The following is a 19900-nucleotide window of genomic DNA, read 5'->3' as shown; positions in this document are numbered from 1 at the left end:
AGACGCTGCGGCACATTCTCTGGGCTCAACGCGTCCTCCGGTGTGATATCCATCATTGGGCACGCCGTGACCCAGCTCACCGTTGCGTTCATATTGGTCGCGGCGCACATGGTTTCTACGGATGGCGTCCGGAACGGCGCGGGAGGCACACGTGATCCACCCCTGGAGTATCGCCCGCCGGCTCTTCGTGGCGAACCTGCTGATTGTGGTGGTGTTTCTCGCCGTCGTCGGTTCGGCCACCTTTGTTGATGCCCGTGACCGCACCTACGACGAGGCCGGCCAGCGGATGGCGGGGATCGCCGCTGCCATCGCGGCCAGCCCGCTGGTGCTTGAGGCGGCCTCAAGCCCGGACCCGACCACGACGCTGCAGCCCTACGCCAGGGACGTCATGGCAGGGGCCGACGTCGACTTCGTCACCATCATGGCGCCGGACCGCACCCGGTGGACCCATCCGCGGGACGAGGAAATCGGCCGGCCGTATATCGGCTCCATCGACGCTGCACTGCAGGGTGGGCAGCTCACCGAAGTGACGGCGGGGACACTGGGCCCGTCAGTGCGGACCATTGTCCCGGTCAAGGATGAAGCGGGTGAGGTAAAGGCGCTGGTGGCGGTGGGCGTCACGGTCCGCACGGTGGATGTTGCGTTCGCGGGACGCCTGCCCGCCCTGCTGTCGATTGGCCTTGCCCTGCTGGTGGGCGGTTCACTGGCGTCCTGGCTTCTGGGCCGGTACCTTCGCCGGGTGACCCGGGGCTGGGGTCCTGAGCAGCTCTCGCAGCTGTTCGCCTACTACGAATCCGTCCTGCACTCGGTGCGCGAAGGCCTGATCCTGATTGACACGAAGGGCCGGGTGGTGATGTACAACGACCAGGCGGCAGAACTGCTGGGCCTCGAAGGTGCCGGGAGCAAGGACCCCACCAGGCCGCCGTCGCTGGCGGAGCTGCCGCTCGAGGAGGAGCTCCGGGACCTCTTCGAGTCCGGCCGGCCGGCCAATGACGAGATCATCCTTACCGGTTCCCGGGTGCTGGTGGTCAACCAGGGGCCGGCCAGGGCGCCCGATTCCTCGGGAACCCGGGGCAGGACGCCCGTGTACGGTACGGTGGCCACGCTGCGGGACCGTACCGAAATTGAGGCCCTGGGCAACGAACTCGAAACTATGCGGACCCTCTCCGGTGCCCTCCGCGCCCAGACCCATGAACACGCCAACAGGCTCCACACCATGGTCTCGCTCCTGGAGCTGGGCCGGACGCAGGAAGCACTGGACTTCGCCACCCGGGACCTGGAACTCAGCCAGCAGCTGACGGATGACATGGTCAGCTCCGTTGATGAACCTGTCCTGGGTGCGCTGGTGATGGGCAAGGTGGCTGAAGCCCACGAACGCGGGGTCCAGCTCGATGTTGCCACGCTGGGTTCCGGTACGGTGGCGGGAGTGGCTGTGCAGGACCTGGTGACTATCCTGGGAAACCTGCTGGATAACGCCATCGATGCGGCTGCGGACGCTCCCCCGCCCCGGCGGGTGGAGCTGACAGTGGAGTCGGATGAGGAGGGGCTGGACATCGCCGTCCACGATTCCGGCGCCGCCCTGGACGCGCAGGCCGCGGACAGCATCTTCCGCCACGGCTTCAGTACCAAGCCTTCCGGGCCCGGCGGCCGGGGCATCGGGCTGGCCCTGGTCCGGCAGGCAGTGCAGCGGCTGGGCGGTACCCTGACCATTAACGGACGGCGCGGAGCGAAATTCGAGGTATTCCTTCCCGCAGCAGCGTCCCCGCAAAAGGAGCACACACCGTGAGCAACATCCGGGTCCTCGTCGTTGAGGACGAGGCCATCGCGTCGGCGGCGCACGCAGCCTACATCGGGCGGCTGCCGGGTTTTGAGCTGGCCGGAAGCGCGCCGGACGGCCAGTCCGCCCTTCGGCTGCTCGGTGAGCTCTCGGCGGCGGGCAACCCGGTGGAACTCGTCCTCCTGGACATGAACCTGCCGGACCTCCACGGCCTGGATATCGCCAGGCGGATGCGGGCGGCCGGCATCCTCGCGGACATCATCGCCATCACAGCGGTCCGGGAGCTGGCGATCGTGCGGAGCGCCGTGGCCATTGGCGTGGTTCAGTACCTGATCAAGCCGTTTACGTTCGCCACGTTCGCCGACAAGCTGGAAAGCTACCGGCAGTTCCGGCAGCAGCTCGCAGGCCCGAACGCCGGCTCCGGAAAGGCCGGAGCGTCCCAAAGCGAAGTGGACCAGGCCTTCGCAAGCCTGCGGGCGCCGTCGGAACTTCCCCTGCCCAAAGGCCTCTCCGCTTCCACGCTGGGCTCAGTGCAGGAGTTCGTCAGGCAACAGAGCGACGCCGTATCCGCCACGGAAGTCATGGACGCACTCGGCATGTCCCGCGTCACCGCACGCCGTTACCTCGAGTACCTGGCGGACGCCGGCACCGTCTCCAGGACTGCCCGCTACGGAACACCGGGCCGGCCGGAAAACGAGTACCGCTGGAGCGGGCGCTAACCCGGCCGCTGACTCGGGCCACTGGCTCCGTCCGCTGCTAGTCTCCGCTCCCGCCGGGACGGAGGCTCCCGATCAGCTGGTCAATCACCCCGGCGTCTTCGATCGTGGACGGCACCGTGTACTCCTCGCCGTCGGCAATCTGGCGCATCGTCTTGCGGAGGATCTTCCCGGACCGGGTCTTGGGCAGGGCATCAACAACCGTCACGTGCTTGAAGTCCGCAACAGCGCCGATGTCCCGGCGGACCATCGCCACCAGGTCCTTGGCCAGGACGTCCTCGGACACCTCCACCCCGGACTTGAGCACAACGTAGCCGCTGGGGCGCTGGCCCTTCAGCGGATCAGCCAGGCCGATCACCGCGCATTCGGCAACGGCCGGATGCTGTCCGATCACCTGCTCCATGGCGCCGGTGGACAGCCGGTGCCCCGCGACATTGATGATGTCGTCCGTCCGCCCCATCACGAACACGTAGCCGTCCGCGTCCCGGTAGCCGGAATCCCCGGTGGCGTAGAACCCCTCGAAAGCCTGCAGGTAGGAGGAGATGTACCGTTCGTCGTTGCCCCAGAGCGTGGCCAGGGTCCCGGGCGGCAGTGGAAGCCCGAGCACGATGTTGCCTTCCGTGCCGGGTGCCACTTCCACGCCAAGGCCGTCCACGATGTTGAGCCTGAATCCCGGCATAGGGACGCTGGGCGAACCTGCCTTGATGGGCAGTTCTTCCAGGCCGCGGGGATTGGCGCAGATGGCCCAGCCCGTCTCTGTCTGCCACCAGTGGTCCACCACAGGAACGCCAACCGACCGGGAGGCCCAGTGGAAGGTGTCCGTGTCCAGCCGCTCCCCCGCCGTGAAGAGCGTGCGCAGGCTGGACATGTCATAGTCCCGCAGCAGGGCCGCCTCGGGGTCGGCCTTCCGGATGGCCCGCAGCGCCGTGGGGGCGGTGAACAGGACGTTGACTCCGTGCTCCCGGATCACGCGCCAAAACGCCCCGGCATCAGGCGTTCCAACCGGTTTGCCCTCGTAGAGGACCGTGGTGGCACCGGCAAGCAGCGGGCCGTAGACGATGTAGGAGTGCCCTACCACCCAGCCGACATCGGACGCGGTCCACATGACGTCCCCCGGACCGGCGCCGTAGATGTTTTCCATGGTCCAGGTGAGAGCGACGGCGTGGCCCCCGTTGTCCCGCACCACGCCTTTGGGCGTCCCGGTGGTGCCTGAGGTGTAGAGGATGTACAGCGGATCGGTGGCCGCGACGTCCACGGGTGCGGCAGGTTCCGCAGCGGCCATTTCCGAGTCCCAGTCCTGCCAGCCATGGTCCGCCGCTGTGGCTGCGAAGCCCTCCCGGGCCCGGACGATGACGGGGAGGTCCGGCACTCCCGCCAGGTGGAGGGCTTCCTCGACGGCGGGGAGGTATTCAATGCGGCGGGTGGGCTCGATTCCCCCGGAGGCGGTGACCACTACGGCGGGGGCGGCGTCGCGGATGCGCGCCGCGAGTTCTTTCGGGGCAAACCCTCCGAAGACCACTGAGTGGACGGCTCCGAGGCGCGCTGTTGCCAGCATGGCGATGGCTGCCTCGGGAATCATCGGCATGTAGATCACGACGCGGTCCCCCTTGCCCACCCCGCGGCGGCGGAGGGCACCGGCAAAGCGTGCCACCAGCCCGGTGAGTTCCGCATAGCTGAAGCGCCGGCGGGTGCCGAGCATGGCCGAATCGTAGATGAGTGCGTCCTGGTCACCCCGGCCGGCCTCCACGTGGCGGTCCAGGGCGTTGTAGGAGGTGTTGAGGACCCCGTCCGGAAACCAGGTGTAGAGCGGGGCCCGGCTTGCGTCCAGCGCGTGCCGGGGCGGCGCCGACCAGGAAACCTTTGCGGCTGCATTGAGCCAAAACTCCCCGGGATTACCAAGGCTTTCTTCGTACGTTTGCCGATAGCTGCTGGTGACCATGAAAGTGCTTCCCATCCACGACGTTGTGTAGACGCCATGTTAGCCGGGAGCCCGACGGCGAAACAAGGGTTTTTGTATACATGAATGTGGCTATTCCACGTTTTAGCTGCCGTTCATTGGCAAATTGGAGCCCCATGTATACACTGGGAGGAGTCCAAGACCGAAGGAGGCAACGATGCGCGCCAGTGACCGGGCCTACGCCGCCCTCCGCGAAGACATCACCGAGTGGCGCCTCCTGCCGGGCACGGTGCTTGCTGAGGTGGAACAGTCCGAACGGCTTGGTGTCTCGCGCACTCCACTGCGGGAGGCGCTGAGCCGGCTCACCGCCGAAGGGCTGACGACGACGGCCGGCAGCCGCGGCGTCGTCGTCACCGACGTTTCGCTCGATGACATCGACGAACTCTTCGAGCTCCGCGAAACCCTCGAAAGCAAAGCCGCGGCGCTGGCAGCCGAACGCGGTGATCCCGGTGTTTTCCTCCAGCTCCACAAGGAGCTCCTCGAAGCCCCCGCCCTCATTGACGGCAGCGACCCCGGCAGGCATGCCTACTACGATCTGGCCGGACGCCTCGACGCCGCCATCGATGCCGCCGTCTCCAACTCCTACCTGGCGCAGGCCATGCGCGGCCTGCGGGTGCACCTGGTGCGCGTACGCCGCCTGGCAGCCGACGATGCGCAGCGGCTCACGGCCGCAGCAGCAGAGCACGCAGCCATCGCCGAAGCGATCGCCGCCCGCAACCCCCGGCTGGCCGAAGCCGCCACCATCCTCCACCTGCACCGAAGCCTTACGCACGTCAAGAACACGCATACACCCCACCACAAGGAGCACCATGGTTAAGGAACACCACGTCCGGGTTTACAGGAGCGAGGAAAACCTGCCCCGCGAGGAACAGCTCGCCTACAAGATCGCCAAGGTTGCCACCGACCCCGTCGCGGTAACGCCCGAGGTGGCCGACATGGTGGTCAACCGTGTCATCGACAACGCCTCGGTGGCCATCGCCTCCCTGAACCGCGGGCCGATTGTGGCTGCCCGCGCCCAGGCCCTGGCGCACGGCCCCAGCACCGGTGGCCAGGGCGCCAAGGTTTTCGGCATCGGCGAGCGCGTGTCACCGGAATGGGCGGCGTGGGCCAACGGGGTTGCCGTGCGGGAACTGGATTACCACGACACGTTCCTGGCCGCCGACTACTCGCATCCGGGCGACAACATCCCGCCCATCCTTGCCGTTGCCCAGCACACCGGTGCCAGCGGACAGGACCTCATCCGCGGCATCACCACCGGGTACGAAATCCAGGTGAACCTGGTCAAGGCAATCTGCCTGCACAAGCACAAGATCGACCACGTGGCGCACCTTGGCCCGTCGGCAGCCGCAGGCATCGGCACACTCCTGGGTCTCGACGTCGAGACCATTTTCCAGTCCGTCGGCCAGGCCCTGCACACCACCACGGCAACCAGGCAGTCCCGCAAGGGCGAGATCTCCACCTGGAAGGCGCACGCCCCGGCGTTCGCCGGAAAGATGGCCGTCGAGGCCGCAGACCGGGCCATGCGCGGACAGACCTCTCCGGTGCCCATCTACGAAGGTGAAGACGGCGTCATCGCCTGGATGCTGGACGGCCCGGATGCCTCCTACATGGTGCCGCTGCCGGAGGCCGGGGAAGCAAAGCGCGCCATCCTGGACACCTACACCAAGGAACACTCCGCCGAGTACCAGGCGCAGGCCTGGATTGACCTGGCCCGGAAACTGAACCGTGAACATCCCGAAGCCACGGACCCGGCCAACGTGAAGTCCGTCCTGATCAGGACGAGCCACCACACGCACTACGTCATCGGCTCCGGCGCCAACGATCCGCAGAAGTACGATCCCAAGGCCAGCCGGGAGACGCTGGACCACTCCATCCCCTACATCTTCACGGTGGCCCTGCAGGATGGCGCCTGGCACCACGTGGACTCCTACTCCCCCGAACGTGCCGGACGGCCGGACACGGTGGACCTGTGGCAGAAGGTCAGCACCGAGGAAGACCCTGAGTGGACCCGCCGCTACCACTCCCTCAACATTGCAGAGAAGGCCTTCGGCGGTTCCGTTGAGATCACCCTGACGGACGGATCGGTCATCAAGGACGACATTGCCGTGGCTGATGCCCACCCGCTGGGCGCCAGGCCGTTCGGACGGGACCAGTACGTCAACAAGTTCCGCACCCTCGCCGCGGGGCTGGTGGAGGAAGCCGAGATTGAACGGTTCCTGGCCGCCGCCGAGCGGCTGCCGGAACTTTCCGCCGGTGAGCTGGACCAGCTGAACATCACCGCTGCCCCCGGCGTTATCGACTTCGCCGCCGCACCCAAGGGACTGTTCTGATGCTGTATTCCAGGACCACGCCGGAGCAGAAGCGGATCCGGTTCCGGGAGCTCCTGGCCTCCGGAACCATCCAGCAGTTCCCCGGCGCGTTCAACCCCCTTTCCGCCCGGCTGATCGAGGAGAAGGGCTTCGCCGGGGTTTATATCTCCGGTGCAGTGCTGGCCAACGACCTCGGCCTGCCGGACATCGGACTGACCACCCTCACCGAAGTGGCCACCCGCGCAGGACAGATCGCCCGCATGACGGACCTGCCCGCCATCGTGGATGCGGACACCGGCTTCGGCGAACCAATGAACGTTGCCCGCACCGTGCAGGAACTCGAGAACGCCGGCCTCGCCGGACTGCACATCGAAGACCAGTTCAACCCCAAGCGCTGCGGCCACCTCGACGGCAAGAACGTCGTGGACCTGGACACCGCCACCAAACGCATCCGCGCTGCTGCGGACGCCCGCCGCGACCCCAACTTCCTGATCATGGCCCGCACCGACATCCGCGCCACGGATGGACTGGCGGCGGCACAGGACCGGGCAAAAGCACTCGTGGACGCCGGCGCAGACGCTGTTTTCCCGGAAGCCATGGCCACCCTGGACGAGTTCCAGGCCATCCGCGATGCCGTGGACGTGCCCATCCTGGCCAACATGACGGAGTTTGGAAAGAGCGACCTCTTCACGGTGGACCAGCTGGCAGCTGTGGGCGTGAACATGGTGATTTATCCGGTCACCCTGCTCCGTAGTGCCATGGGCGCTGCTGAGCGTACGCTGGACTCGATCAAGGCTGAGGGAACGCAGGAGGCACAGGTCGGCAGCATGCTGACCCGGGCGCGGCTGTACGACCTCGTGGACTACGAGGCCTACAACCGTTTTGACACCGGGGTCTTCAATTTCCAGGTCCCCGGAAAGCACTAAAGGACCACCGCCGGCCGCGGCCGGCATCCGAAAGGCGACAGGAACAAGGGAGTTTCAGCATGGCTGAACAGGACATCAAAAAAGGTCTCGCCGGCGTCGTAGTGGACTACACGTCCGTCTCGAAGGTCAACCCGGACACCAACTCGCTGCTGTACCGTGGCTACCCGGTCCAGGAGCTCGCGGCGCGGTGCAGCTTTGAGGAAGTCGCGTACCTGCTCTGGAACGGGGAGCTGCCCACCGCGGACCAGCTGGCCGAATTCACAGCGCGGGAGCGGGCCGGGCGGGCTTTGGACCCAGTGGTCAAGCAGGTAGTCGATGCCCTGCCCACCAGCGCCCACCCCATGGATGTCTGCCGGACGGCAGCCTCTGTGATGGGTGCCAGGCATCCGCTGACCGGTGATTCGTCGCGGGAAGCCAACATGGCAAAGGCCGTGGACCTGTTCGCAGCGATGCCGGCCGTGGTGGCCTACGACCAGCGCCGGCGGCACGCGGCGGGACGCCCCGTTGAACCGGTAGCGCCCCGGGACGACCTGGGCTACTCGGCCAACTTCCTGTGGATGGCCTTCGGTGAGGAACAGGTGCCGGAAGTGGTGGAGGCCTTCAACGTTTCCATGATCCTTTACGCCGAACACAGCTTTAACGCCTCGACCTTCACGGCACGGGTCATCACCTCCACGCTCTCGGACCTGCATTCAGCGGTCACGGGCGCCATCGGGGCCCTGAAAGGCCCGCTGCATGGCGGCGCGAACGAGGCCGTCATGCACACCTTCGATGAGATCGGCATCCGGCCGGAGGAATCGCTGGAAGAAGCGGCAGCGCGCGCCAAAGCCTGGATGGAGGACGCCCTGGCCCACAAGAAGAAGGTGATGGGGTTCGGACACCGGGTGTACAAGCACGGCGATTCCCGGGTGCCCACCATGAAGGCGGCCCTGGACAAGATGATCGCGCACTACGGCCGGCCTGAACTCCTGGGCCTGTACCAGGGCCTCGAGACTGCCATGGACGAGGCCAAGGCCATCAAGCCCAACCTCGACTATCCGGCGGGGCCCACCTACCACCTCATGGGCTTTGACACCGAGACGTTCACTCCCCTGTTCGTCGCCAGCCGGATCACGGGCTGGACGGCGCACATCATGGAGCAGCTGGACTCCAACTCGCTGATCCGTCCGCTGAGCGAATACGTCGGCCCGGAGGAGCGGCACCTGTCCTAAGGCTGGTGCGGGGCAGGGCGCCCCAGCCGGAAGGCGCGACGGCGGCCAGGTCACCTTGCGGGCCCGGCCGCCGTCGTTTTCCCGAAGTTTTCAGAAGAGGAGGCTCTCGGAGGAGGCAACGGCCTCATTGTCGTAGTCCATGGTCACAACGATGTTGACCTTCCCGCCTTCCAGCACCACCGGCAGCCAGTGGTCGGCATCCTGCCACATCCGCTCAACGGGCAGGGCTGCGGTCTCAAACCAGGCCGGGGCGATCTCAAGGCTTTCGGTGGGCTCGCCGTCCCAGCGCACCGCTGTGAACAGCCTCGTGCGCATGTCCCATTCCGGCTTGGCAGGGAACACGAACCGGATGACCCCGGCGTCCCGAAGGTCCTCGTGGCGGAGCCCGACGTCCGCTTCCTCCCGCACCTCGCGGATCGCTGCCTCCGCGTCGCTCTCGCCCGGTTCCACGTGGCCGCCGATGCCCACGATCTTTCCGCGCCCAAACCCTGTCTTCTTCAGCCCCAGCAGCACCTGGGATACGCCGTCAACCTCGCGGAGCAGGAAGCACAGGGAAACCGCAGCAGCCATGCTCAGCCCAGCGCCCGGGGATGCGCGGCGGCGTAGATCTCCCGCAGGGTTTCGGCAGTGACCAGGGTGTACACCTGCGTGGTGGTCACCGAGGCGTGGCCCAGCAGCTCCTGGACCACGCGGACGTCCGCGCCGCCTTCGAGCAGGTGGGTGGCAAAGGAGTGCCGGAGGGTGTGGGGGGAAACGTCCTTGGTGATGTTCGCCTTTTCGGCCGCCGCCTTCAGGATGGTCCAGGCGCTCTGCCGGCTGATCCGGCCGCCGCGGGCGTTCAGGAACAGCGCCGGGGTGCCTTTTCCCTTGGCTGCCAGCAGCGGACGGCCCCGCACCAGGTATGCTTCCAGGGCCCTGGCACCGTAGGAGCCGAGGGGCACGAGCCGCTCCTTGGAACCCTTGCCGAAGAGCCGCACGATGGCCGGGCCGGACGCCTCAGCATCCAGCGAGATGTCGTCAACGTCCAGGCCTACGGCCTCGCTGATCCTTGCTCCGGTGGAGTACAGGAACTCAAGGAGGGCGCGGTCGCGCAGCCCTGTTGCCGTGTCCGTTCCCGCCGCTTCGAGGATCCGTGTGACTTCATCCACGCTGATGGCTTTCGGCAGCCGCTTCCCGGGCATGGGCGGGTGGACTTCGCTGGCGGGGTCCGTGGGCGTGAAGCCTTCCAAAGCCCAGAACTTGTGGAGTCCGCGGACGGCCACCACGGTCCTGGCGGCGGACCTGACGCCCAGGGTGGAACCGCCGTCGGACCCGTCAGCCAGTGCCCGGACGTATCCCGTGACGTGGTGGCGGGTGATGTCCTCCGGGCGCGCGCAGCCCGCCGCCGAGAGGTAGCGGGCATAGCGGGTGAGGTCCCGCCGGTAGGCGGAGAGGGTGTTGGCCGCCAGGCCGCGCTCCACTCCCATGTGCTGCAGGTAGTCGGTGATGCCGCGGTCGATGGCCGTGGGCGGGGCGGCATCCCTGGCCGGCTCTGCACGGGCTGCCTCGGCGGGGACCGGGTCTGCGGAGGCCAGTTCGGTGGAGGGAGGCGGAACCATCAGCGCTGGCTGGGGTGCGCCGGCCAGGGTGCATCGGCCGGCCGAAGCCCCTGGTACCCTCCGGCGCGTGCGGCAGCGGCGGCCAGGATTCCGACGACGGCGGACGGGTTGTGGAGCCGGCCGGCCAGGACGGAGTCCACGGCGTCGTCCAGGCTGATCCAGTGGAACTCGATCTCGGCTTCCTCATCCGTCCGCTCGTGGCGTTCGTGATGGGGTATGTCTGCCAGGTCCCGGGCCAGGTAGATCCTGATGGCCTCGCTGGAGGAGCCCGGGGAATTGAAGAAATCCGCCAGGACGTTCCAGGTACCCGCGGCGAGGTCCGCTTCCTCGGCCAGTTCCCGGGCGGCCCCCACCACGAAGTCCTCACCCTCAACGTCCAGCAGGCCGGCGGGGATCTCCCAAAGATCCATGCCCACCGGATGGCGGTACTGCCTGAGGAGGAGGATCTCCCCGGCGGCGTTCATGGGCAGGACGGCCACCGCGCCGGGGTGGTCGATGTAGTCGCGGGTAAGTGCTTCTCCGGTTTCCTGCAGCTGGAAGCTGTCGCTGACCACGTCCCAGATCCGGCCTTTGTAGACCTTCTCGGTAGACAAAAGACGGCGCGGGCTCGGTTCATCCGAAACCTGCTTCGCAGCAGGGGTGGCTTCAGGTGTACCGGGCATCGCGCCGTCCTTTTTCTGTTGGAACTACTTAGCGGCTACCGTACCGGACTGCAGGGCGTCGGCAGCGCCGGCATCCGCGGTGGCAGCCGTGTCGGGGCCCCCCTGGTGCTTCAGGGCTGCCTTGACCAGGCCGGCGAACAGCGGGTGCGGCCGGGTGGGGCGTGAGCTCAGCTCGGGGTGAGCCTGGGTGGCCACGTAGTACGGGTGGACGTCCGCAGGCAGTTCGACGAATTCAACGAGCTTGCCGTCCGGGGACGTGCCGGAGAACACCAGGCCTTCGGCTGCGATCTGGTCGCGGTACTTGTTGTTGACCTCGTAGCGGTGGCGGTGGCGTTCGCTGACGGTGGTCTTGCCGTACGTCTCAGCGATGACGGATCCGGGGTCGAGCTTTGCTTCGTAGAGGCCCAGGCGCATGGTGCCGCCGAGGTCGCCGCGGCCTTCGACGAACTCCAGCTGCTCTTCCATGGTGGCAATGACCGGGTACTTGGAGTCGGGCTCGAATTCGCTGGACGAGGCACCTTCGAGCCCCACCACGTTGCGGGCGTATTCGATGACCATGCACTGCAGGCCCAGGCAGAGTCCCAGGACCGGCAGCTTGGTTTCGCGGGCGAACTTCAGGGCGCCGAGCTTGCCTTCAAGTCCGCGGATGCCGAAGCCGCCCGGAACGCAGATGGCGTCGACGCCGTCGAGCGCCTTGACGGCGCCCTCGCGGGTTTCGCACTCGTCCGAGGGAACCCAGCGGATCTTGACCTTGGTGTCGTTGGCAAAGCCGCCGGCACGCAGGGCCTCGGTCACCGACAGGTAGGCGTCGGGAAGGTCGATGTACTTGCCCACCAGCGCGATCTCGACCTCGTGCTTGGGGTTGTGCACGGCCTCGAGGAGCTTGTCCCAGCTTGTCCAGTCCACGTCCTTGAAGGGCAGGTCCAGGGCACGCACGATGTAGGAGTCCAGGCCCTGCGTGTGGAGGGTCTTGGGGATGTCGTAGATGCTGGGGGCATCGGCGGCGTTCACCACGGCATCGATATCGACGTCGCACATCCGGCCGATCTTTTCCCGCATGGCTTCGGGCACTTCGCGGTCCGAGCGGATAACGATCGCCTCAGGCTGGATACCGATGGACCGCAGGGCTGCCACGGAGTGCTGGGTTGGCTTGGTCTTCAGCTCCTGGGACGGCCCGATGTAGGGGACCAGGGAGACGTGGAGGAAGAACACGTTAGTGCGGCCGATGTCCTGGCGCACCTGGCGGGCCGATTCGAGGAACGGCTGGGATTCGATGTCGCCCACGGTGCCGCCAATTTCGGTGATGATAACGTCCGGGGCATTCTTGCCCTCGGCCGGCAGGCGCATGCGGCGCTTGATCTCATCGGTGATGTGCGGGATGACCTGGACGGTGTCGCCGAGGTACTCGCCGCGGCGTTCCTTCGCGATGACAGTTGAGTACACCTGCCCCGTGGTCACATTCGCTGAACCTTCCAGGTTTTCGTCCAGGAAGCGCTCGTAGTGTCCGATATCCAGGTCCGTCTCGGCGCCGTCGTCGGTGACGAAGACCTCGCCGTGCTGGAAGGGGTTCATGGTGCCCGGATCCACGTTCAGGTACGGATCGAGCTTCTGCATGGTCACAGACAGGCCGCGTGCGCGCAGGAGGTGACCAAGGCTGGATGCCGTCAGTCCCTTACCGAGCGAGGACGCCACACCACCGGTTACGAAGATGTGTTTGGTCGTCTTGGATGAGCCCGGGAACCGGGAATTTACACGGGAATTTGATCGCTGCACCACGGAATTCGAGCCTATCATCATTTGAGCCTTCCACGGATCGCCGGCACTGTTCCCCAAACGTTCAAGTTTGCCCCTGTGCCGGCCGCCGATCAAGGGGCGGCCCGCCCGCGGAGCCCCGGCCGAACCCGCCCTCAGGCCCCCTGGGGCAGGAGTTTTGCGTCGTCCAGCAGTTCCTGGGCGTGCGCCTGCGCCGACTCCGAATCCTCCTGGCCGGCCAGCATGCGGGCCAGTTCGCGGACCCTTTCGGGGCCGTCGAGGAGGCGGACATCACTGGATGTGAACCCGGTGGCGGTTCCGCCGTCGGCTCCCCGGACGGAAGTCTTGGTGACGGTGATGTGCTGGTCCGCGAAAGCGGCCACCTGCGGCAGGTGGGTGACTACCAGCACCTGGACGTGGCGGGCCAGCATGGCGAGCCTGCGGCCGATTTCGACGGCGGCGCGGCCGCCCACGCCGGCGTCCACCTCGTCGAAGACGAACGTCGGGACCGGGTCCACGGCTGCCAGCACCACTTCGATGGCGAGCATGACGCGGGACAGTTCACCGCCGGAGGCGCCCTTGCCGAGGGGCCGGGCGGGGGCCCCGGAGTGCGGCTGCAGCAGGAAGCTGATCTCGTCCGCGCCGTGCGGCCCGAGCTGGCCACCGGGCTCGAGGTTGATGACCAGCGTGGCATCAGCCATGGCCAGCGCCTTAAGCTCCGCGCTGACCCGGGCCGAGAGGTCCTTCGCTGCCTTGGCCCTGATCCTGCTGATGGCCGCGGCCTGCTTCTTCAGGTCTGCCTCCGCCTGGACCACTTCGGCGTCCAGCTTTTCGATCCGGGTGGAATCGTCCTGCAGTTCATCGAAGCGCACGCGGGCGTTCTCCGCCCAGACCAACACCTCGTCGATGGTGGGAGCGTATTTGCGGACCAGTTTGGCCAGCACGGCACGGCGGTCCTCGATCTCCGCGAGCCGTTCGGGTCCTTCCGTGTCCAGCCCAGCCTGGTAGCTGGCCAGCTCGGTGGCGATGTCGTTCAGCAGGAAGCCCACCTCGGCCAGCCGCGAGGCGGCGGACCCCAGCTCGGCGTCGTGCTCGGCCACGTGTTCCAGCGTCCGCTTGGCAGCGTCAACGAGGGTGGTGGCGTCCCCCTCTTCACCGAAGTCCTCGGCGATGAGCGCCTGGTGGGCCGTGCTCGCGGCGATGCGAAGCTCCTCGACGTTGGCAAGTTTCACCGCTTCGGCTTTGAGGACTTCGTCCTCCCCCGGCTGCGGATCAACCTCATCGATTTCGGCGAGGGCGCTTTGCAGGGATTCGGCCTCACGCAGCCTGTCACGCGCAGCGCTGCGGAGGCCGTCCAGCTCGGCCTGGCTGGACTTCCAGTGGTTGTAGAGCTCCTGGTAGGCGGCCAGCGGACCGGCCAGTGCTTCACCGGCGAACTTGTCCAGGGCGCCCCGCTGGGCGGCCGCTCCCTTGAGCCGGATCTGGTCCGACTGGCCGTGGACCACCACCAGGGTCTCGCCGATTTCGGCCAGGACACCCACCGGCGCGGCCCTGCCGCCCAGGAAGGCACGGCTGCGGCCGTCGGAGCCAAGGCGACGGGCAAGGATCAGCTCCGCGCCGCCATCGACCTCTTCCGTATCCGCCCCCGCCTCCAATGCCCTGGCAATCGCGGGGTGGCCGGCGTCGAGCTTCAGCACGGCCTCGGCCGTGGCGCTCTTTGCGCCGCTCCTGACGGCTCCGGCATCGGAACGCGCGCCCAGGAGCAGGCCGACGGCGGTGACCACCATGGTCTTGCCGGCGCCGGTCTCGCCGGTCACCACGCTCAGGCCCGGCCCCAGCGGCAGCGTTGCGTCAGTGATGACGCCAAGATCGCGGATTCTCAGTTCTTCAAGCATGGCTTCACTTTGCGGTGGACGGATCGGAGTCAATGTCGGGCTGGCCGGCCGGCGGCACCTGGAGCGGCGGCATGGGCCGCGGTGTCCGGACGACGGGTATGGGGCCGGTGTGGATGGCGTCCGCCTTGGGCACAGGTCCCCGCCAGCCGTGGATCGGAAGCTCGAACTTGCGGACCAGGCGGGCCGAAAACGGCGTCTGGTGGGTGCGGGCGAGCCTCACGGGGGTTGCTGATTTGGTGACTTCCACCCTGGCACCGGGCGGCAGGTCCACGGACCGCCTGCCATCACACCACAGGACGCCCTGGGCATCCGTCCGGCCCAGGACCTCAACAGCCAGCCTGGAACGCGGCGAGACCACCAGCGGTTTGGCGAAGAGTGCGTGGGCGCTGATGGGGACGATGACCAGTGCCTCCACTTCGGGCCACACCACGGGCCCGCCGGCCGAAAAACCATAGGCCGTGGAGCCGGTGGGGGTGGCCAGGACGATGCCGTCGCAGCCAAAGGAGGTGAGGGGACGTTCGTCCACTTCGGTCACGACCTCAAGCATGCGTTCGCGGTTGGCCTTCTCGATGGCCGCTTCGTTCAGCGCCCACGTGTGCCAGATCTTCTGGCCGCGGACCCACACCTGGACGTCAATGGTCATCCGCTCTTCCACCGTGTACTCGCGGCTGGCGATCCACTCGACGGTCTGGGCAAGGTCCGCCCGCTCGCTTTCGGCAAGGAAGCCCACATGGCCAAGGTTGACGCCCAGCAGCGGCACGTCCACCTCCCGGACCAGTTCAGCTGCGCGCAGGATGGTGCCGTCGCCGCCAAGGATCATCACCAGTTCAACATCCGGCAGCTGGACATGGTCGTGGAGGACCTCCACGGGCTGGGCCAGGTGTCCGAAGAACCGTTCCATGTCTGCAAGTTCGGATTCCTGCATGACCGGCACGATGCCCGAGGCGTGCAGGAGGGCGCACGCCTCCCAGGCGGCCTTCAGCGAGTCCTCGCGGCCGGTATGGGCGAGGACCAGTACACGCCTGCTCATCAGGTTCCGCTCTCTAGTGGTTCGGCCAGATTCGTCCGAGCAAGGCAGCAGCCGCTGCCTCCCGCTCTTCGATCTTAGGCAAGTCTTGGCTGATCCTGCGTTTTATCCACAGGAAGTATTCAACGTTTCCGTCCTGGCCCGGCAGCGGACTGACCGCCAGGCCGCAGAGGTCCAGCCCGGCGTCGAGCGCTGCCCTGGCCACTTTCTCCACCGCCAGGCGGCGTTCCCGCTCGGAGGTGACAACCCCTGTCCGTCCCAGCCGGTCCTTGCCGATCTCGAACTGCGGCTTCACCATCAGCACCAGGTCCCCGCCGGGTTCGGTGCACAGTGCCAGCGGCTGGACCACCAGGGTGAGGGAGATGAAGGACAGGTCTGCCACGGTGAGTTCCGCGGCGCCCCCGATGTCCGCGGGCGACATGTACCTGACGTTCAATCCCTCGTGGACGTCCACGCGGGGATCTTCCCGCAGCCGCTGCACCAGCTGGCCGTGCCCGACGTCGACCGCCACCACGTGCGCCGCACCGCGCCGCAGCAGGACGTCGGTGAAGCCGCCGGTGGAGGCACCGGCGTCGAGGCACCTTTTGCCGTCCGGTGTGATGCCGGGAAAAGCGTCAAGCGCGCCGGCAAGTTTATGTCCGGCCCGGCTCACGTAGGTGTCCCGCTCGTCATGTTCGACGTCCAGGGGCCTGTCCTCGTCCACCTGGAGGGACGCCTTGGCCAGGACCTGTCCTGCTGACGTGACTTTGCCTTCGGCAATCAAGGCGGCTGCGTGCGTCCGGGACCTTGCAAGCCCCCGGGCCACCAAAGCCTGGTCGAGGCGTACCGGCATCAGGCGGCACCGTCCGTCGGATCCGCGCTCGTGGGCGCGCTGTTGCCGGGAACGCTGTTCAGCGCGGCCAGCAGTTCGTCGTGGAGTTCGTTGTAGACGTTTTCGTGGTCGGACACCGGGACCTGCGGCAGTGCCTCCAGCCGGGCCAGCGCCTGTGCCACCACGGGGTCCGTCACTCCCGCATCGCTGATGCCGGGCCAGTCCGGGGTTGGCTGGGCTGCTGCGGATTCCGGTTCGGTCAGCTCAGTCATTCCACCAGTCTAGTGATCCAGCCACACCAGCTCGGGAGCCTGCGGGGTGGAGGCGTCTGGCGTCGCCGCCCACCACGCTGCGCACGCGGCGCGCCAGGAGTCCAGGTTGTCCTGGCTGCCAATGATGCCCACCGCACCGTTCGCCACCCGCGCTGTGGCTGTGCCGCAGGCGTACGTGCCGTCGTGGTGCGTCACGTCAGGGTACGGCTGGTGCAGGTCCGCCAGGTTGCTGATGATGTAGTCCGGGCGTTCGGCGGCGCGGGCGGCCAGGATGGTCTGGCGGGTGTCGACGCCGGTCAGTACCGCCACGGTGGCGAAGCCGGCGTTGTTTCCGCCCAGGATGTCGGTGTCCAGCCGGTCCCCCACCACCAGCGGGCGTTCTGCCCCGAGCCGCTTGGCTGCGGAGTGGAAGAGCGGCGCTTCGGGTTTGCCGGCCACGCGGGGTGTCTGCCCTGTTGCGGCTGCCACCGCCGAGACCAGTGTGCCGTTTCCGGGCGCGATGCCGCGGGCCTGCGGTATGGACATGTCCGTGTTGGTGGCCACCCACAAGGCTCCGGCGTTCACCACGTACGTGGCTTCGGCAAGGTCTTTCCATCCGATCTCGGGGTTGAAGCCCTGGACAACCGCCACCGGCCCCTCGTCCTGGCTGTACACGGGGGCAAGCCCGACGAGTTCGATTTCGGCGGCGAGGGCAGGGCTTCCCGTGATGAGCACCCGGGAGCCGGGAGCCAGCAGGGACGCGAGCAGGTCCGCGGCGGCCTGTGAGGAGCTCACCACCTGGTTGTCTTCGGCGGGCGCCCCGAGCTCGCGGAGGTGGGCAGCAACCTGGCCCGGGGAGCGCGACGCGTTGTTGGTCACGTATCCCAGGCCTACGCCGATGCCGGAGAGCTGCTTCAGCGACTCAATGGCACCCGGAATGGCGTGCGGACCGGCGTAAACCACGCCGTCCAGGTCTGCCAGGAGGGCATCGAACAGGGAAATCAGGGGAACGTCGGCCATTCGTCAGTCTTCCCGGCGGTCCTGCTGGTCCTGGTACCCCGCAGCGGACGAATCGTCGTGTTCGTCGGCAGCGCCGCTTTCCGGGGCTTCAGCGGACTCCAGCTCGTCCCGTTCCACCGAATCCTCGTCCGACTCGGCGTCGTCGGAAACGAAGTAGTCAGCTTCCTGGTCGTCGATGCTGGCGTCCTGCGGCTCGGCGGCGTGCAGTTCGGCGGCGTGCAGTTCGGCGGCGTGCAGGTCTGCAGCGGGGGCGGTTGCGGCGCCGGCGCTGGATGCGGTTTTGGGGGCAGCCTCGGATGCCTGTGATGCGCGGTCGAGAAGGCGGCGGCGCTCTGCTTCCTCCTTTGCCTCTTCCTCCTCATCCCAGCCGAGGTCAATGATGTCGGGCTCTTCGTCTACGCCCTGGCCCAGCGCGTTTTCGGCAACCACGGCCTGCTTCCGCCACTTCTCGGCTTCATCGTCGCGGCCCACGCCGGCGAGGGCGTCAGCGTACGCACGGAACAGCCGGGGGCTGTAGGAGAACGCCCGGTTGATGTCCAGCTGCGGGATTTCCAGTTCGGCTACCGCCGCATCCAGCTGCCCCAGGTCGGTCCTGGCACCTGCTGCCACAATGGCGAGTTCTGCTTTACCGGGAGCGTCCAGGTCCTGGGCTTCCTCGGACCTGGCTACGTCAAGGGCGCGGTCAGGGCGCCCCAGTCCACGCTCGCAGTCAGCCATGACCGGAAGGTGGACGTTGGAACCGCTGATACGCCGGTAGGTGCGGAATTCGCGGAGGGCTTCGCCGTAATGGCCAGCTGCGTAAGCGGTCAGGCCCACGGCTTCGCGGACGGCCGCCAGCCTGCCGCCGCGGCGGCTTGCGGCGAGGGCGTGCTGGAAGGCGAGTTCCGGTTCTTCATCGATAAGCCGGCCGGCCATCACAAGGTGGCGGGCGACCCATTCCGCGCTCTTTGCTTCAAGCGTTTTGATCTGGTGCTGGGTGGCGCGGTCGAGTTCCTTGCCCGTAACGTCCTCGTCGATCTGCGGGGACCTCTCCCGGTCCGGACGGTTCGCGCTGCGGAGGTCGCGGACGTTGGGTTCGCGGACGGGACGATCTTCCTGGCGGTCCCGGCCAAAGGTACGGGGACCTGCATCTCCCCGGCTGGGGCCACGATCGAAACTCCGCGGTGCGCGGTCCTGGCGGTCGCCGCGGCCGGTACGGTCGCTGCGGTCACCGAACGGCTTCCTGTTCTCTCCCCCGCCGAAACCGCGACGGTCACCTTCACCGTCACGACGCGGACGGTCGCCGAAGGGCTTCTGGTCACGATCGCCATACGGCTTGCGGTCGCGGTCGCCAAATGGCTTGCGCTCACCACCACCGCTGAAGGGCTTGCGATCACGGTCGCCAAATGGCTTGCGCTCACCACCACTGAAACCACGACGATCCCCTTCGCCGTCACGACGCGGACGATCACCGAAGGGCTTCTGGTCACGATCGCCATACGGCTTGCGGTCACGGTCACCGAACGGCTTCCGCTCACCACCACCGAAACCACGACGATCCCCTTCGCCATCGCGACGCGGACGATCACCGAAGGGCTTGCGGTCTCGATCGCCAAACGGCTTTCGCTCGCCGCCACCGGAGGGACGTCCTGAGGACTCGCCGCCGTCGCGGTTGCCGCGGGAGCGGAAACCCCTGGGGTCTCCGCCTGAATTGTTGTTGCCGCGGAATCCGCCGCGGTCATTTCCGCCGCGGTTGCCGCCGTTGTGCTCAGCCATGTGGATTCCTCCTGTTATGAGCCGACCACTGGCGCAACTGCAGCCGCTCGTATCCGTGTTTCGTTTCCTACGCAACCCGAAATCAAGCGCTTCGAAGTCCGTACATCTTCATCAATTCTAGAGGAGCCGCCCCGCGGAGCAGCACGGACGAAGCCCAGCAGGCCGCATCGTGGGAATATTCACACGCTCGCTCACCTGATGTGGGGTTTCCCGGGACGCTCTCTCACTTGATG

At 67.1% G+C, this 19900-nt stretch carries 18 protein-coding genes; 7 read left to right on the top strand and 11 right to left on the bottom strand.

Features of this window, described 5'->3' with window-relative positions; all coding sequences use genetic code 11:
• Window positions 1–151: 151 nt before the first annotated feature.
• Together HTS88_RS07360 and HTS88_RS07355 are read left to right on the top strand one after the other, a co-directional pair.
• The gene (locus HTS88_RS07360) at window positions 152–1786 is read left to right on the top strand and encodes an ATP-binding protein (RefSeq protein ID WP_174177093.1); all 1635 of its coding nucleotides are present in this window, start codon (window positions 152–154) and stop codon (window positions 1784–1786) included.
• Window positions 1783–2496, top strand: coding sequence for a response regulator (locus HTS88_RS07355; protein WP_174176921.1), 714 nt, complete (start codon window positions 1783–1785; stop codon window positions 2494–2496). The genes HTS88_RS07360 and HTS88_RS07355 overlap by 4 nt, the downstream gene beginning before the upstream one ends.
• 37 nt (window positions 2497–2533) lie before the next feature.
• Here HTS88_RS07355 and HTS88_RS07350 read toward each other — a convergent pair whose 3' ends face one another.
• Window positions 2534–4432, bottom strand: a complete 1899-nt coding sequence (locus HTS88_RS07350) for an AMP-binding protein (RefSeq protein WP_174177091.1) — start codon at window positions 4430–4432, stop codon at window positions 2534–2536.
• Window positions 4433–4607: 175 nt separating this feature from the next.
• On the opposite strand from HTS88_RS07350, the gene HTS88_RS07345 reads away from it, so the two are divergent.
• From HTS88_RS07345 to HTS88_RS07330, 4 genes are read left to right on the top strand one after another with little or no spacing between them, the layout of a single operon-like run.
• Entirely contained in the window at window positions 4608–5267 is a 660-nt protein-coding gene (locus HTS88_RS07345; protein WP_174176919.1) for a GntR family transcriptional regulator, read from the top strand.
• Entirely contained in the window at window positions 5260–6780 is a 1521-nt protein-coding gene (locus tag HTS88_RS07340) for an MmgE/PrpD family protein (protein WP_174176917.1), read from the top strand. The genes HTS88_RS07345 and HTS88_RS07340 overlap by 8 nt, the downstream gene beginning before the upstream one ends.
• The gene (prpB, locus tag HTS88_RS07335) at window positions 6780–7685 is read left to right on the top strand and encodes a methylisocitrate lyase (protein ID WP_174176915.1); all 906 of its coding nucleotides are present in this window, start codon (window positions 6780–6782) and stop codon (window positions 7683–7685) included. The genes HTS88_RS07340 and prpB overlap by 1 nt, the downstream gene beginning before the upstream one ends.
• A gap of 59 nt (window positions 7686–7744) precedes the next feature.
• Window positions 7745–8896, top strand: a complete 1152-nt coding sequence (locus HTS88_RS07330; RefSeq protein WP_174176913.1) for a bifunctional 2-methylcitrate synthase/citrate synthase — start codon at window positions 7745–7747, stop codon at window positions 8894–8896.
• A 90-nt stretch (window positions 8897–8986) separates the two neighbouring features.
• Here the strand turns inward: HTS88_RS07330 and HTS88_RS07325 are convergent, their stop codons facing one another.
• The 10 genes from HTS88_RS07325 to HTS88_RS22145 form a co-directional block, all read right to left on the bottom strand.
• Window positions 8987–9466: an 8-oxo-dGTP diphosphatase gene (locus HTS88_RS07325; RefSeq protein ID WP_174176911.1), complete on the bottom strand. Its 480-nt coding sequence runs from the start codon at window positions 9464–9466 to the stop codon at window positions 8987–8989.
• Between the two features lie 2 nt (window positions 9467–9468).
• The gene (xerD, locus tag HTS88_RS07320) at window positions 9469–10494 is read right to left on the bottom strand and encodes a site-specific tyrosine recombinase XerD (RefSeq protein WP_174176909.1); all 1026 of its coding nucleotides are present in this window, start codon (window positions 10492–10494) and stop codon (window positions 9469–9471) included.
• Window positions 10494–11156, bottom strand: a complete 663-nt coding sequence (locus HTS88_RS07315; RefSeq protein WP_174176907.1) for an NUDIX domain-containing protein — start codon at window positions 11154–11156, stop codon at window positions 10494–10496. The genes xerD and HTS88_RS07315 overlap by 1 nt, the downstream gene beginning before the upstream one ends.
• 24 nt (window positions 11157–11180) lie before the next feature.
• On the bottom strand, window positions 11181–12950 hold the full coding sequence (gene pyrG / locus HTS88_RS07310; RefSeq protein ID WP_217432310.1) for a CTP synthase: 1770 nt from the start codon (window positions 12948–12950) through the stop codon (window positions 11181–11183).
• 113 nt (window positions 12951–13063) lie between these two features.
• Window positions 13064–14803, bottom strand: coding sequence for a DNA repair protein RecN (gene recN, locus HTS88_RS07305; protein WP_174176903.1), 1740 nt, complete (start codon window positions 14801–14803; stop codon window positions 13064–13066).
• A 4-nt stretch (window positions 14804–14807) separates the two neighbouring features.
• The gene (locus HTS88_RS07300; protein ID WP_174176901.1) at window positions 14808–15833 is read right to left on the bottom strand and encodes an NAD kinase; all 1026 of its coding nucleotides are present in this window, start codon (window positions 15831–15833) and stop codon (window positions 14808–14810) included.
• Window positions 15834–15846: 13 nt separating this feature from the next.
• The gene (locus HTS88_RS07295; RefSeq protein ID WP_174176899.1) at window positions 15847–16662 is read right to left on the bottom strand and encodes a TlyA family RNA methyltransferase; all 816 of its coding nucleotides are present in this window, start codon (window positions 16660–16662) and stop codon (window positions 15847–15849) included.
• Window positions 16662–16913, bottom strand: a complete 252-nt coding sequence (locus tag HTS88_RS07290) for a hypothetical protein (RefSeq protein WP_174176897.1) — start codon at window positions 16911–16913, stop codon at window positions 16662–16664. Before HTS88_RS07290 ends, HTS88_RS07295 begins: the two co-directional genes overlap by 1 nt.
• A 9-nt stretch (window positions 16914–16922) precedes the next feature.
• Window positions 16923–17912 carry an HAD-IIA family hydrolase gene (locus HTS88_RS07285; protein ID WP_174176895.1) on the bottom strand — a complete coding sequence of 330 codons (990 nt, stop codon included), beginning with the start codon at window positions 17910–17912 and terminating at the stop codon, window positions 16923–16925.
• Window positions 17913–17915: 3 nt separating this feature from the next.
• On the bottom strand, window positions 17916–18827 hold the full coding sequence (locus HTS88_RS22145; protein WP_246256078.1) for a hypothetical protein: 912 nt from the start codon (window positions 18825–18827) through the stop codon (window positions 17916–17918).
• Here HTS88_RS22145 and HTS88_RS22140 point away from each other — a divergent pair.
• Window positions 18780–19544, top strand: a complete 765-nt coding sequence (locus tag HTS88_RS22140; RefSeq protein ID WP_246256076.1) for a hypothetical protein — start codon at window positions 18780–18782, stop codon at window positions 19542–19544. The two genes, HTS88_RS22145 and HTS88_RS22140, sit on opposite strands and share 48 nt — an antisense overlap.
• Window positions 19545–19900 lie beyond the last annotated feature (356 nt).

The organism is Pseudarthrobacter oxydans, assembly GCF_013314975.1.
Lineage (GTDB): Bacteria > Actinomycetota > Actinomycetes > Actinomycetales > Micrococcaceae > Arthrobacter > Arthrobacter oxydans.
Note: the sequence above shows the minus strand (reverse complement) of the source record. Positions and strands in the feature narration are given on the sequence as shown.